Source organism: Micromonospora sp. NPDC050695, assembly GCF_040654415.1.
Lineage (GTDB): Bacteria > Actinomycetota > Actinomycetes > Mycobacteriales > Micromonosporaceae > Micromonospora.
This window is the reverse complement of the sequence record NZ_JBFAHZ010000042.1, coordinates 24512-47887: the sequence shown is the minus strand read 5'-3', so window position 1 is coordinate 47887 and position 23376 is coordinate 24512. Positions and strand designations below refer to the sequence as shown.

Genomic DNA, 23376 nt, shown 5'->3' with positions numbered 1-23376 from the left:
ACCAGAAGCCCACCCGGGACAACCTCACCAAAGCCGCATGACCCTCACACAGCGTCACCAGCAACCAGAACAGGACTTGCGACCTGCTGCACTAGTCACGGCCACCCCGGCGCGGGCCGTCCGGGTTCTCGGTGGACGGTGGCGTGTGGCCGAGCTCGGACGAGATCCGGTTCGCGGTGTCCAGGAGGAGCGGAAGGTTGCTCTTCAGCTGATCCAGGCTCGCGATGACCTCGATCGCCGTGAGCGAGGCGGCGGCGGTGACCTGCCCGCGTGAATCCCGGATCGGCGCGGCGACGCACATCACGTACGCGTCGTGCTCCCCGTTGTCGGCGGCCCAGCCGCGTTCACGGACGCGGGCGAGTTCGGCGTCGAGGGAGTCGTGGTCGGCGACGGTGGTGGCGGTGAACCTCTCGAGGACGACGTGCGAGAGCAGGCGCTCGCGTTCCTCGGGGGGCAGGTAGGCGAGGATCGTCTTGCCGACGGCGCTCGCGTGGATCGACACCGCCCGGCCTACCCGCGAGGGCAGCTTGACGGCGTCGAACGCCGGGCTGTCGACCTTGTCGATGTAGATGATCTCGTTGCCGGTCAGCTGGGCCAGGTGCACGGTGTGGCCGGTCTCGCGTTGCAGCGCCCGTAGCGGTGCGGCGGCGAGCTGGCGCAGGTCCATCGCGCCGAGCGCGAGCTCGGACAACTCGATCAGCCCGCTGCCGAGCACGTAGGTGCCCGCGCCGGTCCGGCGGACGAAGCGTTCGGCCTCCAGCGTCCGCAGGATCCGCAGGGCCGTGGACTTGTGGACGCCGAGTACGTCCGCTGCCTCCGTGAGGGACAGCGGGCGCTCCGCCGATCGACGGATGAGGTCGATCGCGCGGCGAATCGATTGGGCCACGGGCAGGTCCCCCCTTGCGCTACGGCTGCTGCGCCGCCGCTGTCGTTGCGTGATGTGCAATGTAGTCGACGCGATAAGCGACCACCGCTTGACGCCGTTGCATATGGCGCTACGATCGTTGCAAATTGATCCCTGGGGAGTGGCTCATGACGGTGCCAGAGCCCCGAGGGCGGGCCGCCGGCACGGACTGGTTCGGGACCGCCGTCGAGGCGCTGCCGGACGACGCCGACCTCGGCGTCCTCATCGGACGGATCTGGGATCCGTCCGTCGCCGGGCCGTCACCTGTGATCGTCCGAGGTGACGAGGTCATCGACGTCAGTCACCGGTTCCCGACCGTCCGGGACATCTGCGAGCTGCCCGATCCCGCCGCGACGGTGGCAGCGCTCGACGGACGACCGGTGGGCAGCGTCGAGGAGGTGCTGGCCAACACCGGCGCCGCGACCCGCGACCACACCCGGCCCTGGTTGCTCGCCCCGGTCGACCTCCAGGCGCTCAAGGCGGCCGGGGTGACCTTCCCCGTCTCGATGATCGAACGCGTCATCGAGGAACGAGCACGGGGAGACCTGGCACTCGCGGCGGACCTGCGTGGCCGGATGCTCGCCGACATCGGTGCCGACCTGTCCAGCCTGGCACCGGGATCGGCCGAGGCGGAGCGGCTCAAGAGTCTGCTGGTCGCCGAGGGCATGTGGAGTCAGTACCTGGAGGTGGGGATCGGACCGGACGCGGAGATCTTCACGAAGGGCCAGGTCCTCTCCGCCGTCGGCACCGCCGTTCCGGTCGGCGTGCTCGCGGCGTCCAGCTGGAACAACCCGGAGCCCGAGGTCGCGCTCATCGTCCAGTCCAGCGGCCGGATCATCGGTGCCACCCTGGGCAACGACGTGAACCTGCGCGACGTCGAGGGCCGTTCGGCGCTCCTGCTGCCCCTGGCCAAGGACAACAACGCCTCATGCGCCCTCGGTCCCCTGATCCGGTTGTTCGACGACCGGTTCGGCCTGGACCGGGTGCGCGAAGCCGAGGTCGGTCTGACGATCCGCGGCGCGGACGGCTTCCACCTGGAGGCGGTCTCGGAGATGACGCGGATGTCGCGCGACCCGGCGGCCCTGGTGCGGCAGCTGGTCGGCCCGCACCACCAGTATCCCGACGGTGCCGTGCTGATGCTCGGCACCATGTTCGCGCCCATCGAGGACCGGGACCGCCCCGGTGAGGGCTTCACCCACAACGTCGACGACGTGGTGCGGATCGGCTGCCCGGCGCTCGGCACCCTCATCAACCGCGTGCGGCACGCGGAGGAGTGCGAGCCGTGGCAGTTCGGCGTCCGCGATCTCATGGGCAACCTGGCAAGGAGGGGACTGCTGTGAACCTGGTCAGCACGGTCGATCCACGCGATGGTCGACGCCGCGCGACGGATCTCGTCGAGACCGACGAGATCCGGCTGGAGGCGATCACCGCCCAGGCGGCCCGGGCGGCGCGGTGGCTGTCCGACCTGGGGAGACTCGGCAGGGCGGAGCTGCTGGACGCGACGGCCGCCGCCCTGGAGACCCGTCGCGCGGACCTGGTCGCCGCCGCGGTGGCGGAGACCGGGCTGGGCCACGCGCGTCTGGACCAGGAGCTCACCCGGGCGTCGCTCCAGTTCCGGATGTTCGGCGACGTGCTGCGCGACGGCGGGTACGTCGAGGCGGCCATCGACCACGCCGCCGACACACCGATCGGGCGCGGCCCCGATCTGCGCCGGATGCTCGTACCCCTCGGGCCGGTAGCCGTCTTCGGGGCCAGCAACTTCCCGTTCGCCTTCTCGGTCGCCGGGGGCGACACCGCCGCCGCGCTCGCCGCGGGTTGCCCCACGGTCCTGAAGGCCCACCCGTCCCACCCGCTGACGTCACACGCGTCCGCCGACGCGATCGAGTCGGCCATTCGCGACGCGGGCGGTCCCGAGGGCGTCATGACCATCGTGTACGGGGAGCAGCCCGGCCGTTCGCTGGTACGGCATCCCGCGATCCGGGCGGTCGCACTGACGGGCTCCGTGAGCGCGGCCCGCGCCATCCAGGCGGCCATCGACGAACGACCCGATCCCATTCCCCTGTACGCCGAACTGAGCAGCGTGAACCCGATCGTCGTCCTGCCCGGTGCGGCCGCCGACCGGGCAGACCAGATCGCCGAGGGGCTGTTCGCCTCCTTCACGGCCTCGGGCGGTCAGCTGTGCACCAAGCCCGGACTGGCGTTCATCCCGGCGGACCGCGACGGTGACCATCTCGTCGACGGGCTGCGGGCGAGGGTCGGCGCCTCGGGCGGTGCCGTCCTGCTCAACGAGCGGATCCGGGACGCGTACGAGAGTCGGGCCGCGACGCTCGAACGGGCCGGCGCCCGCGTCTCGGCGCGGCCCCACGTCGCACCGGGGGAGGGGTTCACCGTCACGCCGGCGCTGCTGGAGATCGGTCTGTCGGGCCTGACCGCCGAGATCGCCGACGAGTGCTTCGGCCCGCTCATGGTCGTGGTCCGGTATCCCGACGTCGCCGACCTCGACGCGGTGCTGACGACCGTCCCACCGTCGCTGACCGGCTCGGTCCATCGTGGTCCGGACGACGACACCACTGTCGTACGCCGACTGGTCGACGTGCTCGCCGCCCGCGCGGGGCGCATCGTCTTCGACGGCTATCCCACCGGTGTCCGCGTGTCGTGGGCACAGCACCACGGTGGGCCGTGGCCGTCGACCAACGCCGTGCACACCTCGGTGGGCGCCACGTCGATCCGTCGGTTCCTTCGCCCGCTGGCCTGGCAGGACGCCCCGGACTGGGTCCTGCCCGAGGAACTGCGGGACGGGTACACCGCCATTCCCCGTCGCGTCGATGGACGCTGGGAAGCACGGATGAACAGGGAGGAGCGCTGATGTCGACGACGGATCGTCCGCTGCGCAGCGGACAGTGGTTCGGTGCGGAAGGCCGCAACGGGTTCATCCACCGCTCCTGGATGCGCAACCAGGGGTTCGCGGACGACGTGTTCGACGGTCGCCCGGTGATTGGCATCGCCACCACCTGGTCGGAGCTGACACCCTGCAACGCCCACCTGCGTGACCTGGCCGAGTCGGTGAAGCGCGGCGTGTGGGAGCGCGGTGGTCTGCCGTTGGAGTTCCCCGCGATGAGCCTGGGTGAGCCCCTCATGCGACCCACGACCATGCTCTACCGCAACCTGTTGGCGATGGAGCTGGAGGAGCTGGTCCGGGCCAACCCGCTCGACGGGGTCGTCCTGCTCTCCGGCTGCGACAAGACCACCCCCGGCCTGTTGATGGGCGCGGCGAGCGTCGACCTGCCGACCCTCATGATGACCGGCGGCCCGATGCTCAACGGCAAGTTCCGCGGTCAGGACATCGGTTCGGGCACCGTCGTGTGGCGCTTCACCGAGGAGATGCGGGCCGGCCGGATGAGCGCCGCCGACTGCGCGGAGGCGGAGGTCGGCATGTCCCGCAGCCGAGGTCACTGCATGACCATGGGTACCGCCTCCACGATGGCCTGCGTGACCGAAGCGCTGGGCGTGCAACTGCCGGGGGCCGCCGCCGTGCCGGCGGTCGACTCCCGGAGGTACGCGCTCGCGCACGCCGCCGGACGCCGGATTGTCGACATGGTCGGGCAGGACCAACGGCTGTCCTCGGTGTTGGACCGACGCGCCTTCGAGAACGCGATCCGGGTGAACGCCGCGATCGGCGGTTCCACCAACGCCGTCGTCCACCTGCTCGCGATCGCCGGACGCCTCGGCGTCCCGCTGTCCCTGGAGGACTTCGACACCCTCACCGCCGACGTGCCCATGCTCGTCAACCTGATGCCGTCCGGGGCGTACCTCATGGAGGACTTCGCCTACGCCGGCGGCGTCCCGGCCGTGATGGCGGAGATCGCCGGGCTGCTGCACCTCGACCACGTCACCGTCAGCGGGAAGAGCGTGGCCGACAACATCAGCGGCGCCCAGTGCTGGAACCGGGACGTCATCGGCACCATGGCGGAGCCGTTCCAGCCGACCGGCTCGGGCACCGTGGTGCTGCGCGGGTCGCTCGCGCCGTCCGGGGCTGTGCTGAAGGTCTCCGCCGCCTCCGCCCACCTCCTCGCGCACACCGGGCCGGCGCTCGTCTTCGACCGGATCGAGGACTATGTCGTCGCCGCCGACGATCCGGACCTTGCCGTCACCCCCGAGACGGTGATCGTGGTGCGGAACGCCGGACCGCGCGGCTACCCCGGCTTCCCGGAGGTGGGCAACGTGCCGATGCCGCGACGGCTGCTCGCCGACGGCATCACCGACATGGTGCGGATCTCCGACGCCCGGATGAGCGGCACCGGGTACGGCACCTGCATCCTGCACGTGGCACCGGAGGCGTCCGTGGGTGGCCCTCTGGCGCTGGTGCGCACCGGCGACCTGGTCCGCGTCGACGTGCCGACGCGGCGGTTGGACCTCCTGGTCGACGACGAGGAACTCGCCCAACGCCGGTCCGCCTGGCAGCCACCACGGCCGACGGCCGACCGCGGCTGGGCGCGCCTCTACAGCGAGCACGTCCTCCAGGCCGACCGGGGAGCGGACCTCGACTTCCTCGTCGGCGGCAGCGGCAGCGGCGTACCCCGGCACTCGCACTGACCGGAGGTCTCAGCTCTGTTGGTAGTTCACCGCGGTGAACCCGCACGGCTGGTGCAGGTGCAGGTAGTAGGCGCCCTCGCCGAGATCGTCCAGGTCAGCGCCGCCGATCAGACCGACATAGTCCATCGGTTGTCCGCAATCGGGGCAGTCGGGGTGCTCGGCGTCCTGGATCCAGTCCGGCCGGCCGCCCAGCGTCGAGCCGCCCCGGTCCCAGGCACTGGACTGGTAGGGGCTCGCCAGGGCCGGCCCCGGGACCGAGGTCTGCGTCGGCGGGTCCTCCGGCACGGCCGTCTCCGGCGGCAGGTAGCTCGGACGGGTGTTGCCCGCCCACCAGGTGGCGCCACCGCCCGGCGTGACCTGGCTGTAGAGGGTCGTGTAGCAGGCGCAGTTGTGGCAGGTCTCGAACACCAGCCGGCCGGACCAACGCGTGTGTGCCAGCGCGGCGCCGATGGCTGGTTCGGTGGTGTCGAGGTCGGCGGCGACCCAGAGCGGTGCGGCACACCACGGGCAGGTCGGCCCGCCCACACGTCGGGGTTCATCGCGCAGGACCAGGCGGTACGCGGTGTCCCCGCAGAGATCCCGCCGGTCGCCGGTGGGGTCGAGCGTCCAACCACCTTCGAGCGCGTAGCTCAGCGCACCGACGTGCAGCTGGTCCGCGCCGGCCGGCGGGTGCGTCGACCAGCGACGCAGGGCGCTCTCGGCGAGCGGGTGCGCGGTGTGGGCCAGGATCAGCAGCAGATTGTTGAGGTCATCCGTGCTCTGCCCGTCGTCGATCCGCTCGATGACCCGGCGGACCACGCCGGCGTCTGCCGCCCGGTACAACGTCGCCGGCCACCACAGGTCGAGATCGAGCAGAAGCTGATGGTGCGGGACCAGACGTCGCGGGTCGGCGGCGGCGATCTCGCACAACTTTTCCATCGCGTCGTCGTCCTCGGCGGCCGCTCTTTTGATCAGTTCCTCGATCACGAGCGGATGGTAGCCGTGCGGTACGACGAGACGCGCCGCGCTGGTCACCTCGTTCAGGGGTGGGCAGACGAGAGCGCCTCGGCGATCATCCGATGGCCCTGGGCCTCGAACGGCTCGTCACCGACCTGGTAGGCCCAGGCCGCGGTGCCGATCGCCGCGCGGACCCGGTGGCGATGCCAGTCGCCGGCCTCGCGGGGATCGGCGCCGTACCCGTCGAGGAAGGCCACCTCGAGGGCCGGGTCGCGGCGGAAGTCCTGGGCGGCCAGACGGGAGAAGTCCGTGGACGCGGGTCGCATCGCCGCACGGCCGAAGTCGATGACACCCACCAGGCCGTCGTGCACGAGCCAGTTGCGGGGCTGCCAGTCCCCGTGCGTGGGTACGAGGGTCGCGGGCGGCGTCGGCCAGGCGCTGATCTCGGATCGCAGTCGCGACACGGTGGGCGCCGCGATCCGGTGCGGTTGGCCGAGCCACGCCAGCGACTTCTCGTTCTCACGCCGTTCGTGGTCGTCATCCGCGACGGCGGTCTGCGTGTGCAGCAGGGCCAGCAGCTCGCCGGCCTGCCGGTAGGTGGCGGGGTCGTCGGCGTGTTCGCTGCCGAGCACCAGCTCGCCGGGCAGGTACCGGGTGATGAGGATCTTCGCGTCGGCGTCGCCGTGCACCAGCGTCGGCGCGCGACCTTTGCCGGTCCAGGGGCCCAACCAGGTGCGATGGGCGTCAAGTTCCCGCCGGATGTGATGGTCGTCGTCGCCGCCGGCCTTGACGACGAACCGTGATCCGGCGCGGGTCACCTCGAGAACGGTGGTCGTCGTCAGGCCCCAGCTGTGGTCGCGGTCGACGGTCGCGCCCGGGAGCCACTGGTCCACGAGTGCGCGCTGGCGCGCCGAGAGCTTCCCGAGCCCAGAGGTCACGGTGGAGATCATACGAGGCACGCGAGCAGGCGGCGGCGTGCCGCAGTGGGGTGCCGCCTAGGTCCGCTCGGTGCCCTCGTAGAGGTCGAGATAGAACTGCTCGATCTCGTCGGCCCTGCTCCCCAACCCGTCGGGGTCGACGATGTCGTGCCCGATGCCGAACTCACGCGGCAACTCGTGTGTCGAGAACGCGAGGTCGTTCCGGTCGGCGATGCCTCTCGGGATGTCGGTCGCCGCCTGACGGTCGATGACGCCGTCGTTGTCCGAGGTGACGATCGCCAGCTCGCGTAGATGCGGGCACCTCGGGTCGGCCTTGAAGTTGCGGACGACGCGCAGGTACTGCGACAGCGCCGCGGACGAGAAGCCCTCGGAGTCGACCCGGTCGGGGACGAGACCGAAGCCGAACAGGACGGTGAGGGGCTTGACGGCGACGTCGGGCACCCGGTCGGGGTTGGGTGCGTAGAGGGGCGACAGCAGGAGAGCACGATGCACCACGTCGGGACGGTGGCCGATCAGCCAGGTGGCCAACACGCCTCCACCGGAGATGCCCACGACGCCGACCGTGTCGCCCAGGCCAGCCGCGACGTTCAGCGCGTCGTTCGCGGAGTCGACCAGTTCGTAGGCGTCGACCTTCGCGTGCGCCAACCTGTCGGCGACACCGTGTCGGGGCGCTCGTGGCACCCAGACGTTGTAGCCCCGGTCGAAGAACAGCTTGGCCAGTCCGCGGTACTGGTCGGGGCACTCCGTGTGGCCGTGAAGCAGCAGGACGGCCTTCGCGCTCACCCGTCCGTGCGTGAGGAACTGACTCCGGCACTCGGGGAGCACCTGCGGGTCGGCCGTCTCGGCCGCGACGGTCCGCGCCGCCCGATCGCTCGCCGACTCGAAGCTCAGGGTCTCCGGCGTCGCGCGCTGCAGGGCGTCGGTGCGCAGCGGCCACCCGTACACCGTGGCGACGGCCACGACGACCAGGGCGAGGAAGCCGGTCAGTACGAGCGCGACGCGGGTGCGGCGACGGGCACGGACGGGACGGTTCCGGAGACCTCCGGCCAGCTCACTGTCCACCGTGTCCCCCATTTGTGCGCGTCGACGCCGCCATTCTGCCCACCACCCACTGGGCAAACTCTGGAGAAAGTGCGTATCGCCGCCATCGGTGCGGGTTGATCACGTCAAGTTGTGCGGAAGTCCGCGCTGCGAGCATGGCACCTGCCTCACTCCGCCACTCTCCTGGAGCCAATAGGTGCACGACACGATTCTCGACCGACAGCAGGAAACCGCGACCAGGTTGATCGGCGGCTCTCTGGGCAGCGTCACGAGTGCCTCCGGACTGCAATTTCTTCTCCGGCGCGCCACCGCGGACTGCCTGGATCTGGTCAACCGTTTCCATCGTCAGGATTGCTCCCTGGAGAGCCGGGCCGCCCGTTACCACGTCCCCCGCGATCGGATTCGCGTGGCCGAGTGGCGCATGCTGACCAGGGCCGAGGGAGGTTACACCGTCCTGATTTCGCGCCCCGGCCAGAACGATCTGGTCGGGTTGGCGCATCTGTTGTGGCAGGCGTCGGCACCACCGGAGGTCGCTCTGCTGATCGCCGACGCCTGGCAGGGACTGGGCGTCGGCAGGGCCGTCGGCGGGAGGCTGCGCGAGCTTGCGGCCGCGCACGGTCATCCGGTCCTGGGGGCCTGCGTGCGGCCGCAGAACATCCGCGCCATCCGTCTGGCCCGCCGCTTCGGTCTGGAACTCGACGACTCCGCCGACCAGGTGTGAGGCGACTCGCCGTAGATGCTTCCCCGCCGACCAGATGGTAACGGTGAGTATTGAGGACTGGACTGCGGGAGCGCGACCGTCGTCATCCTCATCCTCCTCGTGACGGGATGAAAAGGCAGGCCAGCCAGGGGTGCGGGTGCCTTCCGCGCTCGCCCGCTCGACGCCGAGTTGATTGCCGCGACAGCCGGTCTAGTTGTTGTCAAGAGAATCTTCACTGAGCGTGACTAGCTTGATTCGTGGCTTTGAATCGTGTCAGGGCTCTGGTTTGCGGCAACAGGGGGTTCCCGCAAGCCAGACGCGACGCGGGGGGGAATTCATGCAGAAAACGGGGGGCGAGTGCGTTTTGTCCCGCCACAGTTCGGCTGATACATCGGCGCCAGGGACCAGTGCGTGATCCCAGCCCAGCGCCGTCCATTCGACAGCAATACCCGGCCGGCAGGTGCAGGGGCCGGCCGGATCCACGACGGTGAAGGGGGACCGCTTCGCCTGCAAATCATGGGTCCATTGCGGGTCTGGCGGGGTGCCACCGAACTCGACGCGGGCCCACGGCAGCAACGGTGCCTGCTCGCGCTCCTGCTGGCTCGCGTGGGCCACCCGATCAGCATGACCGATCTGACCGCGCTGATCTGGGGCGCGGACTCACCGCCCAGCGCGGTAAATGTGATCCACAAATACATCGGTGCGTTGCGCCGCCTTCTCGAACCCGACCTGCCGCCGCGTGCCTCCGGGTCCTACCTGTTGCGCAGCGGCAACGGATACCGATTCACCGCGGGCCCGGAGATGCTCGACCTGGTGGCGTTCCGCTGGCGCGTCGCCTCGGCGCAGGCGAGCGTGGCCAAGGGCCGCCCGGACGAGGCGCTGGACTACTACGCCGAAGCCCTGCAACTCTGCCGCGGCTTCGCCGGAGACTCCCTGGCGGACAGCAACCGGGCCGCGGCGACCTTCGCGGGCATCGTGGGCGAATTCTTCGACGCGGTGGTCGACGCGGCCAGGATCGCCGTCCGGGTGCGCCAACCGTCGCGGGTTCTGACACCGCTGCGGCTCGCGGCCGAGATGGATCCGCTGCACGAGGTCGTTCACGCGAGCCTGGTGACGACCCTCGCCGCAGCCGGCCAGCAGGCCGAGGCGTTGGCGGTGTACCGGAAGATCCGCGAGCGCCTCGTCGAGGAGCTGGGCATCGATCCCGGGCACAGTCTCCAGGACGCCCACCGTCAGGTCCTGACCCAGAGCGCCCTGCCGCAGGCCGCCGAGGCGGACTCCGTCGTACCCGGCGTCCGGTCCGACGACGTCCCCGTCGCGCCGCTGGTCCGCCCGGCGCAACTGCCTCCGGACCTGTCGCAGTTCGTCGGGCGGTCGAGCGAGCTCGCCCTCCTGAGCGACCTCGTGGCCGGTATGCGCGACGACGGGAGGACCAGCCCACTGGTGGTGGCGATGGACGGCATGGGTGGCGTGGGCAAGTCCACTCTGGCCGCTCACTTCGCCCGTCTCGTCGCCGACGAGTTCACCGACGGTCAGCTCTACCTCGACCTCCAGGGCGAGCAGGACGACGACGATGCCGTCCGTGCCGGCGACGCCCTGCGCTCCATCCTGTACGCGTTGGGCGTCCCCGCGTCGCAGGTCCCCGACACGTTCGACGCGCGCGTCGGGACGTACCGCAGTTTGACGGCGGGGAAACGCGTTCTGCTGCTGGTGGACAACGTGCGCGATGCCGGGCAGGTTCGTCCGCTGCTGCCGAACTCCGCCGACAGCCTGGTGCTGCTCACCAGCCGGCGTCCGCTGCTCGGACTCGCCGCCTTCGACGGCGCGTACCTGCTGCGTCTCGACGTACCGGATCTCCCGTCGGCCCGGGAACTCCTGGTGCACCGCCTCGAGCGCTGGACGAAACGCAGGATCGGTCAAGCGGACATCGCGATCGTGGACGAGATCACCGAGCTGTGCGGGCGGCTGCCGCTGGCGCTGGCGATCCTGGCCGCTCGCCTCACCGCGCGTCCCACCCTGTCACTGGCGTCCGTCCTTGCCGACCTTCGTGACGGTGCGCGCCGTCTGGAGGCGTTCCCCGGGGGTGTGGGCGCGCACGATCCGCGCACCGCGTTCTCCTGGTCGTACCGGCAGCTCAGCCCCGGCGCGGCCCGGCTCTTCCGGCTACTGGCCGTCTCCCTGACCCCCGGAATCACGGCGCAGGCCTGTGTCAGCCTGTCGGGCCGGGAGTCGGCCAGGACGCACGCCGAACTTGCCGAGCTGACCGAGGCGGCGTTGGTGACCGAACACGAGGACGGACGGTTCACGTCGCACGTGCTGGTCAAGGCGTACGCGCAGGAGTGCCTCCAGGACGTCGAGTCGGCGGAGGAACGCCAGGACGCGGTCTGCCGCCTGCTGCAGTACTACCTGCACAGCAGCTACAACGCGCAGGTGCTGCTCGCACCTCACCGGGTTCCGATCGAGCCCCCGCCGGCGCCGCCCGGTGTCGTGCCCGAACAGCCGGCGACCTACGAGGAGGCCATCGCCTGGTTCGCCGACCAGCGTGAGGTGCTCAAGGAGGCTGTCCGGCTGGCGGAGCACCTCGGGTACGGCATCGTGCCCTGGCAGCTCGCCATCACCATGCAGCAGTACCTGCAGTGGGCCGGGTACTTCCAGGACTGGGAGGACGTGATGCGCGCGGCCCTGCAGGCGGCCCGGGAGGGCGGCGACGAGGTCGGCGAGGCGCACACCCTGCGCAGCCTGGCTGGCGCCCGGTGGTCGTTCGGGGCCAGCGAGGAGACGCTCGACCTGCTGGCGGCCGCCCTGCGGATCTTCGAGGAGCGGGGCATGCGTCTGGAGCAGGCCCTGGTGCACACCAACCTCCACTGGGTGCACGAAGCGCTCGGCCGGCACGGGCAGGCGCTCGTGCACGGCGAGACGGCGTTGGCCCTCTATCGCGAGATCGGCTACCGCCGTGCGGTGACCCTGAGCCTCATGTTGACGGGCAGTTCGCTTGCCCGTCTCGGTCGGCTCGACGAGTCGGCCGCCATGCTGGAGCAGGCCCTCGACCTGCACGAGCAGATCCGTGGCGACCTTGAGGCCGGCTGGGACGCGACGCTGATCGCGATGGAGGGCGAGACGCGGATGGCCATCGCCTCGAACCTCGCCGAGACGGGCCGCGTCCGCGAGGCGGTGGAGCAGTTGGAGTTATCGGCCGAGACCTCGCGGCGGGTGAGCCACCGGCCGAACGAGTTCGAGGCCCTGCACCGGCTCGCCGAACTGTTGATGTCCGTCGGTGACGTCGGCGGGGCGGCAGTGGTGTTCAAACGAGCCGGCGAGGTTCTCGCCAGCTTTCCGGACGGCGGGCCGGAACGGCTACGGGATCGTTTCGCCTGGCTGGCGCAGAAGATACCGTCGGACCACCGCGATGACCAGCGGTAACCTGCCGCCCGGCCACCCGGATCCAGGTGGCCGCGCACTGTCGAGGGGACGGTTATGACCAGCACCGCTGACCGGATGACGGCGGCCTATTTCGACGCCTTCGAGGCGCTCGTGGCGGTGACACCGAAGGGCTGGCACGCCGAGCGGGGCACCGCCCGGGGTTCGCTGACCCACTGCGGCGTGCCGCTGTTGAACGTGGCCTACGACATGACGCCGGAGCCGGATCTCGGGTCGCTCGACGAGGTGGCGACCGAGGTGGGCAGGCAGGGCGCACGGTGGTCGATCATGGTACGGCGTGGCGTGGGCGACGAGGTCGTCGATCTCGCGGCCCGGCACGGGCTGGTCGAGCGCCAGGAGGTGCCGATACTGGGCTGCGCCGTGGACGACCTCGTGTTCCGGGCGAGCGCGGCACAGCGCGAGCTGGTGCACCACGTCGGCGCGGCGAGGAGCGACCTCTACACGGAGATCCTCGCCCAGGGCTTCGAAACGCCCGAGAGCGTCTTCGGACCACTCATGGGCGGCGGCGTGCTCGATGCCGCCTCCATGACCGGATACCTGGCCGAGGACGACGGCCAGCCCGTCGGTACCGGCTTCGGAATCCGGACCCCCGACGCGATCGGTGTCTACAACATCGCCGTCGTCCCGTCCGCACGAGGTCGGGGCCTGGGCCGGGCGATCACCGAGGCGGTGCTGCGCGACGGCGTCGCAGCCGGCGCCCGATGGGCCTTTCTGCTGCCCAGCGTGATGGGCCAGCCGCTCTACGAGTCGATGGGCTTCCGGCTCGTGGACAACTGGACCATGTTCACGGCGCGGTGAGCGTCCGCTCCGGCGGACGACGCCGGAGCGTGGGCAGCCCGGTTACCGTTGCGTGTCCTGTGAGCGCGGCGGGAACTCGGTGACATAGTGCAGCCTGTCGCCGATGTCGCAGACCTTGTCGCGCATCGTCCGGGTGCCGCCGTTCTGCATGGTGTGCATGGCGTCGCAGGCGTTGCGCCACTCCTGGCAGGCCGCCGGCACGTCATCGAGATCGAGGTGCGCCTCGCAGAGCAGGATCGACGCCTGGAAGACACCGGTGCTGTTCTGCGCCTCGACGGCCGCCTCCACCGCCTGCTCAAGTTGCCGGACGGCCTGGTGCTGACGACCCATCTCACCAAGACACTCGGCGAGGGCGAGGCGGATGTCGGCCTCGTCCGTCCTCCACTCGGCCTGCACACTGCGGGCGAGCGCGTCCTGCAGGCACGACAGGGCCTCATCGACAGCGCCCAGCCGGGCGAGTGAGTGTCCCCGGGCCGCCAAGGCCCGGATCGCACCCTGTTCGACACCGGCGGCGCGGTACAGCGCCAGTGCCCTGTCGCTCTCCTCGAGCGCAGACTCGTGTCGGCCGAGCTCGGTGTTGATCCGGTGCAGGGTCGCGTGGACGATCCCCTGTTCCAGGAGCATGCCGTCCTCCGCGAAGACCTCCTGCGCATCCGAGAGCAGGTCGAGGGCCTCGTCGTAGGCGGCGAAGTAGTAGCAGGAGTCGGCGAGGCTTCGCATGGCCTGTGCCGCACCGACCCGATCCCCCCGGTCCCGGGCGGATTTCAGTGCGAGCCGCGTGACGTCCTGCCAGTCGTGGAACCGCCCGCTGCGCTGCAACCACGGCTGCATGGTGAGGGCCAGCTGCCACGGGACGGTGGCGACGTTGCCCTCGGCCGCGTGCCGCACCGCTTCCGGCAACACCTCGCGGTGGTCGTCGAACCACCGCATCGCCTCGCCGTAGCCGGTGGGCCGCTCCGGAACGATCGTGGCCGGCGCCGGTGGCGGGGCGATCATCGAACTCTGCGGCACCAGCGCGGTCGCCGCGTGGTAGCTGCTCTGCAGATAGTGCTGCAGGAGCCGGGTGGTCGCCGCCTCCCGGTCCGACGCGGACTCCTCCTCCAGGAACAGCTCCTGTGCGTACGCCTTGACCAGGACATGGGATGTGAACCGGCCCCTGTCGTCCTCGTCCAGCAGCGCCGCGTCGGCGAGGTCCCGCAGGATGGCGCGGGCGACCCGGGGCTGAGTCTCGGACAGGCTGGCGAACGCCGCGGCCGAGATGCCCGACGCCATGGCGGCGGAGGACAGCCGGAAGAGGCGGGCGGCCTCCGAGCTGAGCTGGCGGTACGACCAGGCGAAGGCGGCACGTGGATCGCGTACGCCTCGGCCGCTGGAGAAGGCCGCGAGCCGTTCGGTCCCGTCGCGGAGCTCGGCAGCCACGTTCGCGAGGGAGAGGTGGGGACGAGCGCTCAGGCGCCCGGCCAGGATGGCCAGCGCCAGTGGGAGGCGACCGCACAACTCGATGATCTCGTCCAGGATGTCGGCCGGAGCGGGGGTTTCCGCCACAGGACGGTTCGGAGCGCGGTCGAGCCGGCGCCGGACCAGCTTGCGGGCGGTCGTCATGTCCGGAGGGTCGAGGTGCAGCAGGTGGGCACCGTCGAGGGCGGAAAGCTCGACGAGCGGCTTGCGGCTCGTCACGAGAACCAGGCTCTCCGTCGAATTCGGCAGCAGCGGGCGTAGCTGCGCCGAGTCGCGTGCGTTGTCGAGGAGCACCAGGACGCGCTTGCGGGCGGTGAGGCTGCGGTAGATGCCGGCACGCGCGGCGAGGGTCTCCGGAACGCTGGACACGTGGACACCCTGGGAGGACAACAGCGACCCCAGGGCATCCCCGGCGGACATGCTCTCGACATCGGTCTGGTCTCCGCGCAGGTCCAGGTACAGCTGGCCGTCGGCGAAGTCACCGGCGACCAGGTGGGCGAAGTGGGCGGCCAGCGTGGATTTGCCGACCCCGCCCATCCCGTCGAGAGCCACGATCAGCGGACCGGTCCGCTCGGCGTCGTCCAGGCCGTCGCGAAGGCGATGGAGAGTCGCGAGTTCGTCGACACGGCCGACGAAGGTGGGCAGGTCGGGTGGCAGCTGTGCCGGCCGCACCAGCGGTGCCGCCGGGAAGCGGTCGAACGTCTGCGCCTCGCGGTCGCCCGCCCCGTCGGTGGCCGGCGCGATCGGCGCCTGGCTCAGCACCTGCCGGTGCGCGGCCTGAAGTGCCTCGCCGGGTTCGATGCCCAGGTCCTCGACGAGGCGGTTGCGTACGGTCCGGAACACCTCCAGTGCCTCGGCCTGGTGGCCGGCCGCGGCGAGGGCGGAGATGAGACCTGCCTGGACGGGTTCGTGCAACGGCGCCATCGAGGCGGCCAGTCGCAGGGGTCGCAGCACCCGTGCCGGACGACCCAGCGACACCGCCAGCTCGGCGGCGGACACGCACACGTCGAGGAACTCACGGTCGAGGGCAATGAAGATCGACATTGCGGGTGTCCCGTAGGCGTACGTGTCGCCCGCGGGCCCGCGCCAGAGCCCCAGCGCCTCGACGTAGCGGTCCAGTGCCTCGTCCCGGTGCCGCAGGACGAGACTGGCCCTTGCGGCGCTGACGAACTCACGGAAGGTGATCAGGTCCAGCATGCCGGGGGACGGAGCGAACAGGTAGCCGTCGCCGTGCCGCCGCAGATATGAACCGGTGCCGCGCAGCGGGAGCGCGGGTTCCATCAGGCGCCGCAACGTGCCGACGTACTTGTGGATCACATTGGCGGCGCTGGCCGGAGCATCCTCACCCCAGATCAGCTCGATCAGCTCACTCATGCTGATCGGCCGTCCGGGTCGAGCGAGCAGCAGGGCCAGCAGGTAGCACTGCTGCCGGGGCCCGGCGTTCACCTCGACGCCGTCGCGCCACAGCCGCAGGGGCCCCAGGATCTCGAAGTGCAGCGTGCCACCGGCCGGGCCTGGTCCCTCGTCGGCGCGGACGGCAAGTGCGCCGGCCGAGTTCGACATGTCAATCTCCTGCTTCTGTTTCGGGGCCCGTCGGGCAGACAGCCGCTCCGATCCCAACGGATCGCGAATGTGTCGTTGCCAGCGGTGCCGCCAAGTCTACGTCCGTCGCGCTGACCAGCCTCGTCGCGCCAAATCGAAACGGACACCCGCCGTCGAACGGCGAGGCCGGGGCGAAACCCTCCCCGCGACTCCGGGACGGAAACCAGAAGATGTCAACTGACCGTCGCCAGGATGTGCCCGGACATGTACCTCCCAGCAAGGACGGCCCCCCATGACTGCGTCAGGAAGCAGGACCCTGCGCGCCCCGGCTCACGCCGGAATGCACAACAAGGCGTACGAACCCCAGTGCGCCGCCGAGGAGGACCGGCACACCGGCGAGGCGACGTCGAGCCGCCGGGGCGGACTGACCCTGTTCGCCCTGGCCCTGGGGACCTTCGCCATCGGCACCGGTGAGTTCGGCAGCAACGGGATCATTCAGCTCTTCGCCGCCGACATGGGCGCGTCCATCCCGGTCGCGACGTACGCGATCAGCGCCTACGCGTTCGGCGTCATGATCGGCTCACCGGCGATCACACTCCTGGCGGCCCGAGCCAACCGTCGTACCCTACTGCTCGGCCTGATCGCGCTCTTCCTGGTCGGCAACGTGCTCTCCGCCCTGGCCCCGAACATCGTGACCCTCATCGTCTTCCGGTTCATCACGGGCAGCGTGCAGGGCGCGTTCTTCGGCGCCGGGGCGGTCGTCGCCGCCTACGTCTACGGGCCCGGCAAGGGCGGAAAGGCCTTCGCCACCGTGATGGGCGGCCTGACCGTGGCCACGGTCGTCGGATCGCCGTTGGGCACCTTCGTCGGTCAGCACGCCGGGTGGCGCACCACCTACTGGACCGTGGTCGGGGTGGGTCTGCTGGCCGGCGCGGCGCTGCTGGCCTGGCTGCCACGCACCGACGACCTGCGCGGTAGCTCGGTGGCACGCGAACTCGGCGCTCTTCGGCGGCTCAACGTCTGGCTCATGGTGGCGGTCGCGGCGCTCGGCATCTCCAGCATCTTCGCCGTCTACACGTTCATCGGGCCGTTCGTCACCGATGCGGCGCGGGAGAGCCCGGCACTCATCCCCGTCGCCCTCGCCGTCTTCGGCCTCGGCATGGCGTTCGGCAACTACTACGGCGGCCGGGCGGCCGACAGGTACGGCAGCCGCCCGCTGATCTACGGCTTCAGCTACGTGCTCGTGGTGCTCGTGGCGATCGGCGTCGCCGGCAGCGACATCCTGATCCTCCTGCCGGCACTGTTCGGCGTCGGCGCGACCATGATGTTCGCGATCCCCACGATCCAGGTGCGGCTGACCGGGTTCGCGCCCGACGCGCCGACCCTGATGGGGGCGCTCAACCTGGCCGCTCTCAACCTCGCCAACTCGCTCGGCGCGATCGGTGGCGCCGTGACCCTCGGCCTCGGATGGGGAACCCTCTCCACCGTCTGGGCGGGATTCGCCCTCACCGCCGCGGGTCTGGTCCTCTACCTCACCACCGTGGGTCGGGTCAGGTCAGCCGGTACGCCCAGCTGACGCGCACGTCGTGCGGTGGGCGGCCGGACCCGCGAGGGCCCGACCGTCCACCGGCACGGGCGTGCGTCACCAGCACAGAGGACGTACCGGCAGGCCGGCCGACTCCGGGTGGTCATGCGGGTTTCGCGTCTCCGGTGCCTCGGAGGGTGGAGTCGACCGCGGCGTCGACGCGCGGCGCGTGAACTCCCGCACCACGTGGGCGAACCGTTCCGCCTCCTCCAGGTGGGCGAAGTGGCCGCTGTTCTCGAACACGCGGAGTCCGGCATCGGGAATGCCCGCCTGCAGGATCGCGGCGCACTCCGGTCCGAAGCTGACGTCGTGCGCCCCGGCGATGACCATGGTCGGCACCGTGATCAGGTGCAGCTCGTCCCGCACGTCGAAGACCTCGTCGAACTCCACCGCCGGTCGCGGCCAGCACCGGAGCATGCCGCGCATGCCCACGAACTCCACCTCCCGCCGCGAATAGTGCGCGAAGTGTGCCGGGACGATCTCCCGCAGGCGTTGGGTGGCCGAGGGCATGTCCTGCCTCGGGGCGCTCTCCACGGCGAAGCTGCCCAGGGTCCGGCGTGCCAGCGCGGCCGGTGCCGTGGCGTAGAGGATCAGACCGGCGGTCTTGTCCGGCCGGCGCAACGCGTAACTCTGCGCGACGAAACCACCGTGCCCGTGCCCGAGAACGACGATCGGCCCCTCGGCGAAGAATCCGGCAACGGCGTCCAGGTGCTCCACGTAGGTGGCGATGTCGTACCGATGATCGCCGGACAGCCCACTCGAACCGCCCGTTCCGGCCGGTTCGAGGTAGATCACCGTGTGGTCCCGTTCGACCAACGGCATCCTCAGATATTCCCAGTGCATTCCGGGACCACCCGGATGCACCACGCACAGTGGGCCGTGGCCGCGAATATGACAGACCAGGGACACTTCGCCCGCTCGAACAGTGTGGCGGCCCTCAGGCGTACGACTCATGGCGTGCAAAGCTCCTCGAAGATCCGAGTTGAAAACGTCCCCAGTCGCCCCCCTGGCCGTCGATACTGCCGCAATAAAGTTGATTTCCAGTTCATTTCCCGTCCACTGCCGGGTTAAGAGCCGTCCCGCTGCGTGACGCGGTGGGGTGTCAGGTCGGTCGGGGTCGACCTGGCGATATCGCGACGAGGCCGTCCCCGGCGGTCCTAGACTGCGAGCGTGTCCGGCGGCGCTGCTCATTGCCGGCGGCGAGGGGACGGGTGTCATGCAATCTCGGTCGACGCGGGCCGGACCACGATCCGGCGAACGAACCGGGCCCACCGCCGGTGGGGCCAACCGCGAGATGCCGCCGGAATTGGGCTCGGACGCGATCGGCGTATTTGAGGGCCGCACGTTCATGTTGTCCAATTCGATCGGTGACGTGCCGGCGAACTCCATTGCCGGCCTGGTGCACGACGACACCCGTTTCATCAGCCGGTGGGAGATGACCGTCGACGGGCACGCTCCGCTGGTACTCAGTGCGAGCACGGTCGACGCGTACTCGGCGGCGTTCTTTCTCGCGAACCCGGAGATCCCGGGCCTGCCGACGAACCGGATCGGCGTGCGGCGTGAGCGGTTTGTCGGAGACGGCATGTACGAGCGGATCGCGGTGCAGTATTTCGGCGTCGAACCGGTCTCGGTGTGCCTGCGTTTGGCTGTCGACGCGGACTTCGCCGATCTCTTCGAGATCAAGCGGCAGGGCAGCCGGAGCCGGCAGTCCGACGTCCGGCGCACCCACCGGCCCGACGATTCCACCCTGTGCTTCTCGTACCAGAAGTCGAACTGGTCGGCCGTCACCACGGTCGAGGCCGAGCCGCGTGCCGACCGGCTGGAGGGCGATTCACTGGTCTGGGAGGTGCACCTTCGGCGAGGCGAGACCTGGCATGGCGAGCTGCGGGTGCTGCTGAACTGCCGAGGCAAGGAGTACCGGCCGAGCGGCCGTGGCTTCGGCGAGCCGCACGACCCCGGCCCGGACGACGCGACGTCGCGGTGGCTGGCCAACAAGCCGCACCTCAGTGCGGAATCGGACCTGTTGTACAACGTCTACCACAAGTCGGCAGTCGACCTGGTGTCGATGCGGATCGTCAAGGAGATCAATGGCGAGCAGGTCGTCCTGCTGGCCGCCGGCATGCCCTGGTTCCTGGCGGTGTTCGGGCGGGACACCCTGATCGCCGCGTACCAGAGCATCAGCTGTGGAGCGGACGTGGCCCGGGGCGCGCTGGTCACCCTCGCCAAACACCAGGGCACCGTCGTGGACGACTTCAGCGACGAGGAGCCCGGAAAGATCCTGCACGAGTTCCGGTCCGGTGAGCTGACGCAGCTCGGCGTCATGCCGTACGGTCCGTGTTTCGGCGCCGCCGACACGACCCAGCTGTGGCTCATCCTGCTCTCCGAGTACTGGCGGTGGACGGGCGACGACGCGTTGGTCCGGCAGTTGCGTCCCAACGCCGACGCGGCCCTGCGGTGGATCGACCACTTCGGGGACCGCGACGGCGACGGCTACGTCGAGTACGGCACGCGCTCGCACGAGGGCATGCGCAACCAGTGCTGGCGCGACTCGCCGGACGGCGTGCAGTTCGCCGACAGCACGCTGCCCGCCCTGCCGGTCGCCACCTGCGAGATCCAGGGCTACACCTACGACGCGAAGGTCCGTGCCGCCCAACTCGCCGACGGGCCCTGGGCCGACCCCGCGTTGGCTCGCCGGCTGCGCGCCGAAGCCGCCGATCTGCGGGAACGGTTCAACCGTGACTACTGGCTGCCCGCGCGCGGCGGCTACTACGCGATCGGCCTCGACGCCGACAAGCGTCCCATCGACTCGATCACCTCGAACATGGGCCACCTGCTGTGGAGCGGGATCGTCCCGCCCGACCGCGCCGAAGCGGTCGCCCGGCAGTTGATGTCGGATGAGATGTTCTCCGGCTGGGGCGTCCGGACCCTGTCCAGCGCGGATGTGGGATACAACCCCATCGGCTACCACCTCGGCACCGTCTGGCCGCACGACAACTCGATCATCGCCGCCGGCCTCGCCCGCTACGGCTACCGCGACGAGGCGAATCGGATCGCGACGGCGATGATGGAGGCGGCCGCCCACTTCGAGTACCGCCTGCCCGAGGCGTTCTCCGGGTACGATCGAGGGCTCGGCCGGCGACCGGTGCCGTACCCCACCGCCTGCAATCCCCAGGCCTGGGCCAGCGGGGCGCCCCTGCTGCTCCTGCGCACGATGCTCGGGCTCGACGTCCGCGACGGAACCGTCGCCATCGACCCGCACATCCCCGACGCGTTGGGGAGCATCCGGCTGGCCGGTGTCACCGTGCACGGTGTACGGCGGACCATCGAGGCCACCGGAACGCGCTCCTCCGCCTGATCCGCGCCACACCCCACCGGACCGGTCCGACGCCGACGTCTCATGGTGTCCGGCAACTCGCCCGCAGCGTGGACAGTGCCCAGCGGTGCCAGGACCTGACCGTACGGACCGGCACCCCGAGTGCGCGGGCCGTCTGGTGCGTCGTCCGACCCGCCAGGTAGGTGTGCAGCAGCACCGCGCGATGTTCCTCGGGAAGCCGCCGCAGCAGCGTGATCGCCTCCGCCGTGGCGACGGCGGCATCCGCGTGATCCGGCTGTGAGACGTCGAACTCGGGCTCGATGCTCTCGCGCTGGGCGGCGCACTCCCGAAGAGACGTGACTGCCAGGTCCCGCGCGACGGATGTCAACCAGTCCCGAAGCGGGCTCCCGCCGCAGGGGAGGCGGTGGGTGTGCCGCCACGCCCGCAGGAAGGTCTCCTGGACGATGTCCTCGGCGAGATGGTGGTCCCGCACCAGCGCTCTGACATAGGTGAACAGCGACTCTGCGTGATCGGACATCAGCTCGTTCAGCGATTGCGTTCGGCCGGCGTCCGCACAGTGTTGATCAGTGTTCGCCATCTCTGGTGCCTGGCCTCCCGAGATGTGGGCGGGGAGTGGCCCCACCCCGCGGTACCAGCGGTTGGTCCGCGCCCGACGCTACGGACCGCCACCATCCAGCCTCGTGAAGAACTCTTGGCGGGACGCCCACCGTCGCCGGTTCGGGAAAGTCCTCGTCAAGTCGGCGCCGTGAGCCCGGTCGGTGGGCAGCGCGCTGTGTGTGGCAGTTGGCGCTGATCTGCCACGTTTCGTGCCGGCCACGGCGGGTAGACCGGCGCGAATCACGCTCCAGGCAACCGGCCGTAGGCATCCCCACGCTGATCGGAGTTGTGCGATGAAGGCTGTGGTCTTTCACGGCTTGGGAGACATCCGTGTGGACACCGTCGCGGATCCGGGCCTCGAACAGTCGACGGACGCCGTCGTGCGGGTGACCACCGCGGCGATCTGCGGTACGGATCTGCACTTCGTCCGCGGCACGGTGCCCGGGATGAAGCCGGGAAAGATCCTCGGTCACGAGGGTGTGGGCGTGGTCGAGGAGGTCGGCTCGGACGTTCGGAACCTCAAGCCCGGCGACCGGGTGGTGATCTCAGCGGTGTGGGCCTGCGGGTCCTGCGCCTACTGCCGGGTCGGGCACTTCGCCCAGTGCGACAACGTCAATCCCTACGGCCCTCGGTCCGGCACCGGATCCCCCGGCTCCCCGGAGATGCAGGGCCCGTTCAACGGACTGCAGGCCGAGTACGCGCGGGTGCCGTTCGCGCACACGAACCTGTTCCGGATACCGGACTCGATCTCCGACGCGCAGGCGATCACGTTGTCGGACATCTACCCCACCGGCTACTTCGGCGCCGTCGTGGCCGATGTCTCCGACGGAAAGATCGCGACCGTCTGGGGCTGCGGGCCGGTCGGGCAGTTCGCCGTCCGCTCGGCGTTCCAGCGGGGCGCGGCCCGGGTGATCGCCGTCGACGGCCATTCCGATCGCCTCGAGCACGCCCGGGCCGCGGGTGCCGAGGTGATCAACTTCAATGAGACCGACCCGGTCGAAGCGATCATGGATCTGACCAACGGGATCGGCGCCGACTGTGCCATCGACGCGGTGGGGGTGGATTCCGAGAGCCCGAAGTCCGGCCCGGCGAGCGGCAAGGCCCGCCAGGCCGACCAGCAGTATCGCGACGAGCGCGCGCAGATCGCGCCCGAGACCAACCCGCAGGGCGAGCACTGGAAGCCAGGCGACGCGCCGAGCCAGGCTCAGACCTGGGCCATCGAGAGCCTCGCCAAGATGGGCACCCTCGGCATCGTCGGCGTCTACCCGATGACCGACCGGTTCTTCCCGATCGGCACGGTGCTCGGGCGCAACCTCACCGTGAAGGCCGGCAACGGCAATCACCCCCGCTACATCCCCCGGCTGATGGCCATGGTCGAGACCGGCCAGATCAACCCGGAGACCGTCCTGACCCAGCACGAGCCGCTCGCCGACGCGGTGGCCGCCTACACCGAGTTCGACCTGCGCAGCCCCGGCTGGCTCAAGGTGGCCCTGCGTCCGGCGGGCTGACCAC

Annotated in this window: 16 protein-coding genes; 9 read left to right on the top strand and 7 right to left on the bottom strand. The window is 70.3% G+C overall.

Going from position 1 to position 23376, the window contains the following annotated elements; genetic code table 11:
• Positions 1-91: 91 nt before the first annotated feature.
• On the bottom strand, positions 92-886 hold the full coding sequence (locus AB0H52_RS24705; RefSeq protein ID WP_357950262.1) for an IclR family transcriptional regulator: 795 nt from the start codon (positions 884-886) through the stop codon (positions 92-94).
• A gap of 146 nt (positions 887-1032) precedes the next feature.
• Here AB0H52_RS24705 and AB0H52_RS24700 point away from each other — a divergent pair, with 146 nt between their 5' ends.
• Genes AB0H52_RS24700 through AB0H52_RS24690 form a run of 3 tightly spaced genes read left to right on the top strand, consistent with a single transcriptional unit; the run spans position 1033 to position 5497 of the window.
• Positions 1033-2244 (top strand): fumarylacetoacetate hydrolase family protein, encoded by a 1212-nt coding sequence (locus tag AB0H52_RS24700; protein WP_357950259.1) that lies wholly within the window; start codon positions 1033-1035, stop codon positions 2242-2244.
• The gene (locus AB0H52_RS24695) at positions 2241-3770 is read left to right on the top strand and encodes an aldehyde dehydrogenase (NADP(+)) (RefSeq protein ID WP_357950256.1); all 1530 of its coding nucleotides are present in this window, start codon (positions 2241-2243) and stop codon (positions 3768-3770) included. Before AB0H52_RS24700 ends, AB0H52_RS24695 begins: the two co-directional genes overlap by 4 nt.
• The gene (locus AB0H52_RS24690) at positions 3770-5497 is read left to right on the top strand and encodes an IlvD/Edd family dehydratase (protein WP_357950253.1); all 1728 of its coding nucleotides are present in this window, start codon (positions 3770-3772) and stop codon (positions 5495-5497) included. The genes AB0H52_RS24695 and AB0H52_RS24690 overlap by 1 nt, the downstream gene beginning before the upstream one ends.
• Positions 5498-5506: 9 nt before the next feature.
• Here AB0H52_RS24690 and AB0H52_RS24685 read toward each other — a convergent pair whose 3' ends face one another.
• Genes AB0H52_RS24685 through AB0H52_RS24675 form a run of 3 tightly spaced genes read right to left on the bottom strand, consistent with a single transcriptional unit; the run spans position 5507 to position 8433 of the window.
• The gene (locus tag AB0H52_RS24685; RefSeq protein ID WP_151488225.1) at positions 5507-6463 is read right to left on the bottom strand and encodes a hypothetical protein; all 957 of its coding nucleotides are present in this window, start codon (positions 6461-6463) and stop codon (positions 5507-5509) included.
• 53 nt (positions 6464-6516) lie between these two features.
• Positions 6517-7371: a phosphotransferase gene (locus tag AB0H52_RS24680; RefSeq protein WP_225854147.1), complete on the bottom strand. Its 855-nt coding sequence runs from the start codon at positions 7369-7371 to the stop codon at positions 6517-6519.
• Positions 7372-7428: 57 nt separating this feature from the next.
• Positions 7429-8433, bottom strand: a complete 1005-nt coding sequence (locus tag AB0H52_RS24675) for an alpha/beta fold hydrolase (protein WP_192580127.1) — start codon at positions 8431-8433, stop codon at positions 7429-7431.
• Between the two features lie 175 nt (positions 8434-8608).
• Here AB0H52_RS24675 and AB0H52_RS24670 point away from each other — a divergent pair, with 175 nt between their 5' ends.
• The 3 genes from AB0H52_RS24670 to AB0H52_RS24660 all read left to right on the top strand — a co-directional run bounded on the left by AB0H52_RS24670 (position 8609) and on the right by AB0H52_RS24660 (position 13348).
• On the top strand, positions 8609-9133 hold the full coding sequence (locus AB0H52_RS24670; protein ID WP_151488222.1) for a GNAT family N-acetyltransferase: 525 nt from the start codon (positions 8609-8611) through the stop codon (positions 9131-9133).
• Between the two features lie 495 nt (positions 9134-9628).
• A complete protein-coding gene (locus AB0H52_RS24665; protein ID WP_151488221.1) occupies positions 9629-12532 on the top strand; it encodes a BTAD domain-containing putative transcriptional regulator in 2904 nt (967 codons plus the stop codon).
• Between the two features lie 54 nt (positions 12533-12586).
• Positions 12587-13348, top strand: coding sequence for a GNAT family N-acetyltransferase (locus tag AB0H52_RS24660; RefSeq protein WP_151488220.1), 762 nt, complete (start codon positions 12587-12589; stop codon positions 13346-13348).
• A gap of 42 nt (positions 13349-13390) precedes the next feature.
• On the opposite strand, the gene AB0H52_RS24655 is transcribed toward AB0H52_RS24660, so the two are convergent.
• Positions 13391-16369, bottom strand: a complete 2979-nt coding sequence (locus AB0H52_RS24655) for a BTAD domain-containing putative transcriptional regulator (protein ID WP_151488219.1) — start codon at positions 16367-16369, stop codon at positions 13391-13393.
• A 271-nt stretch (positions 16370-16640) separates the two neighbouring features.
• Between AB0H52_RS24655 and AB0H52_RS24650 the strand changes: the two genes are divergently transcribed.
• The gene (locus AB0H52_RS24650) at positions 16641-17924 is read left to right on the top strand and encodes an MFS transporter (RefSeq protein WP_225854146.1); all 1284 of its coding nucleotides are present in this window, start codon (positions 16641-16643) and stop codon (positions 17922-17924) included.
• A gap of 66 nt (positions 17925-17990) precedes the next feature.
• Here the strand turns inward: AB0H52_RS24650 and AB0H52_RS24645 are convergent, their stop codons facing one another.
• Positions 17991-18887, bottom strand: a complete 897-nt coding sequence (locus AB0H52_RS24645) for an alpha/beta hydrolase (protein WP_225854145.1) — start codon at positions 18885-18887, stop codon at positions 17991-17993.
• Positions 18888-19149: 262 nt separating this feature from the next.
• Between AB0H52_RS24645 and AB0H52_RS24640 the strand changes: the two genes are divergently transcribed.
• Positions 19150-21288: a glycogen debranching N-terminal domain-containing protein gene (locus tag AB0H52_RS24640; RefSeq protein WP_357950246.1), complete on the top strand. Its 2139-nt coding sequence runs from the start codon at positions 19150-19152 to the stop codon at positions 21286-21288.
• 40 nt (positions 21289-21328) lie between these two features.
• On the opposite strand, the gene AB0H52_RS24635 is transcribed toward AB0H52_RS24640, so the two are convergent.
• Positions 21329-21844: a sigma-70 family RNA polymerase sigma factor gene (locus AB0H52_RS24635; RefSeq protein ID WP_192580125.1), complete on the bottom strand. Its 516-nt coding sequence runs from the start codon at positions 21842-21844 to the stop codon at positions 21329-21331.
• Positions 21845-22196: 352 nt separating this feature from the next.
• Here AB0H52_RS24635 and AB0H52_RS24630 point away from each other — a divergent pair, with 352 nt between their 5' ends.
• A complete protein-coding gene (locus AB0H52_RS24630; protein ID WP_255473638.1) occupies positions 22197-23372 on the top strand; it encodes an alcohol dehydrogenase catalytic domain-containing protein in 1176 nt (391 codons plus the stop codon).
• The last annotated feature ends 4 nt before the right edge of the window (positions 23373-23376 follow it).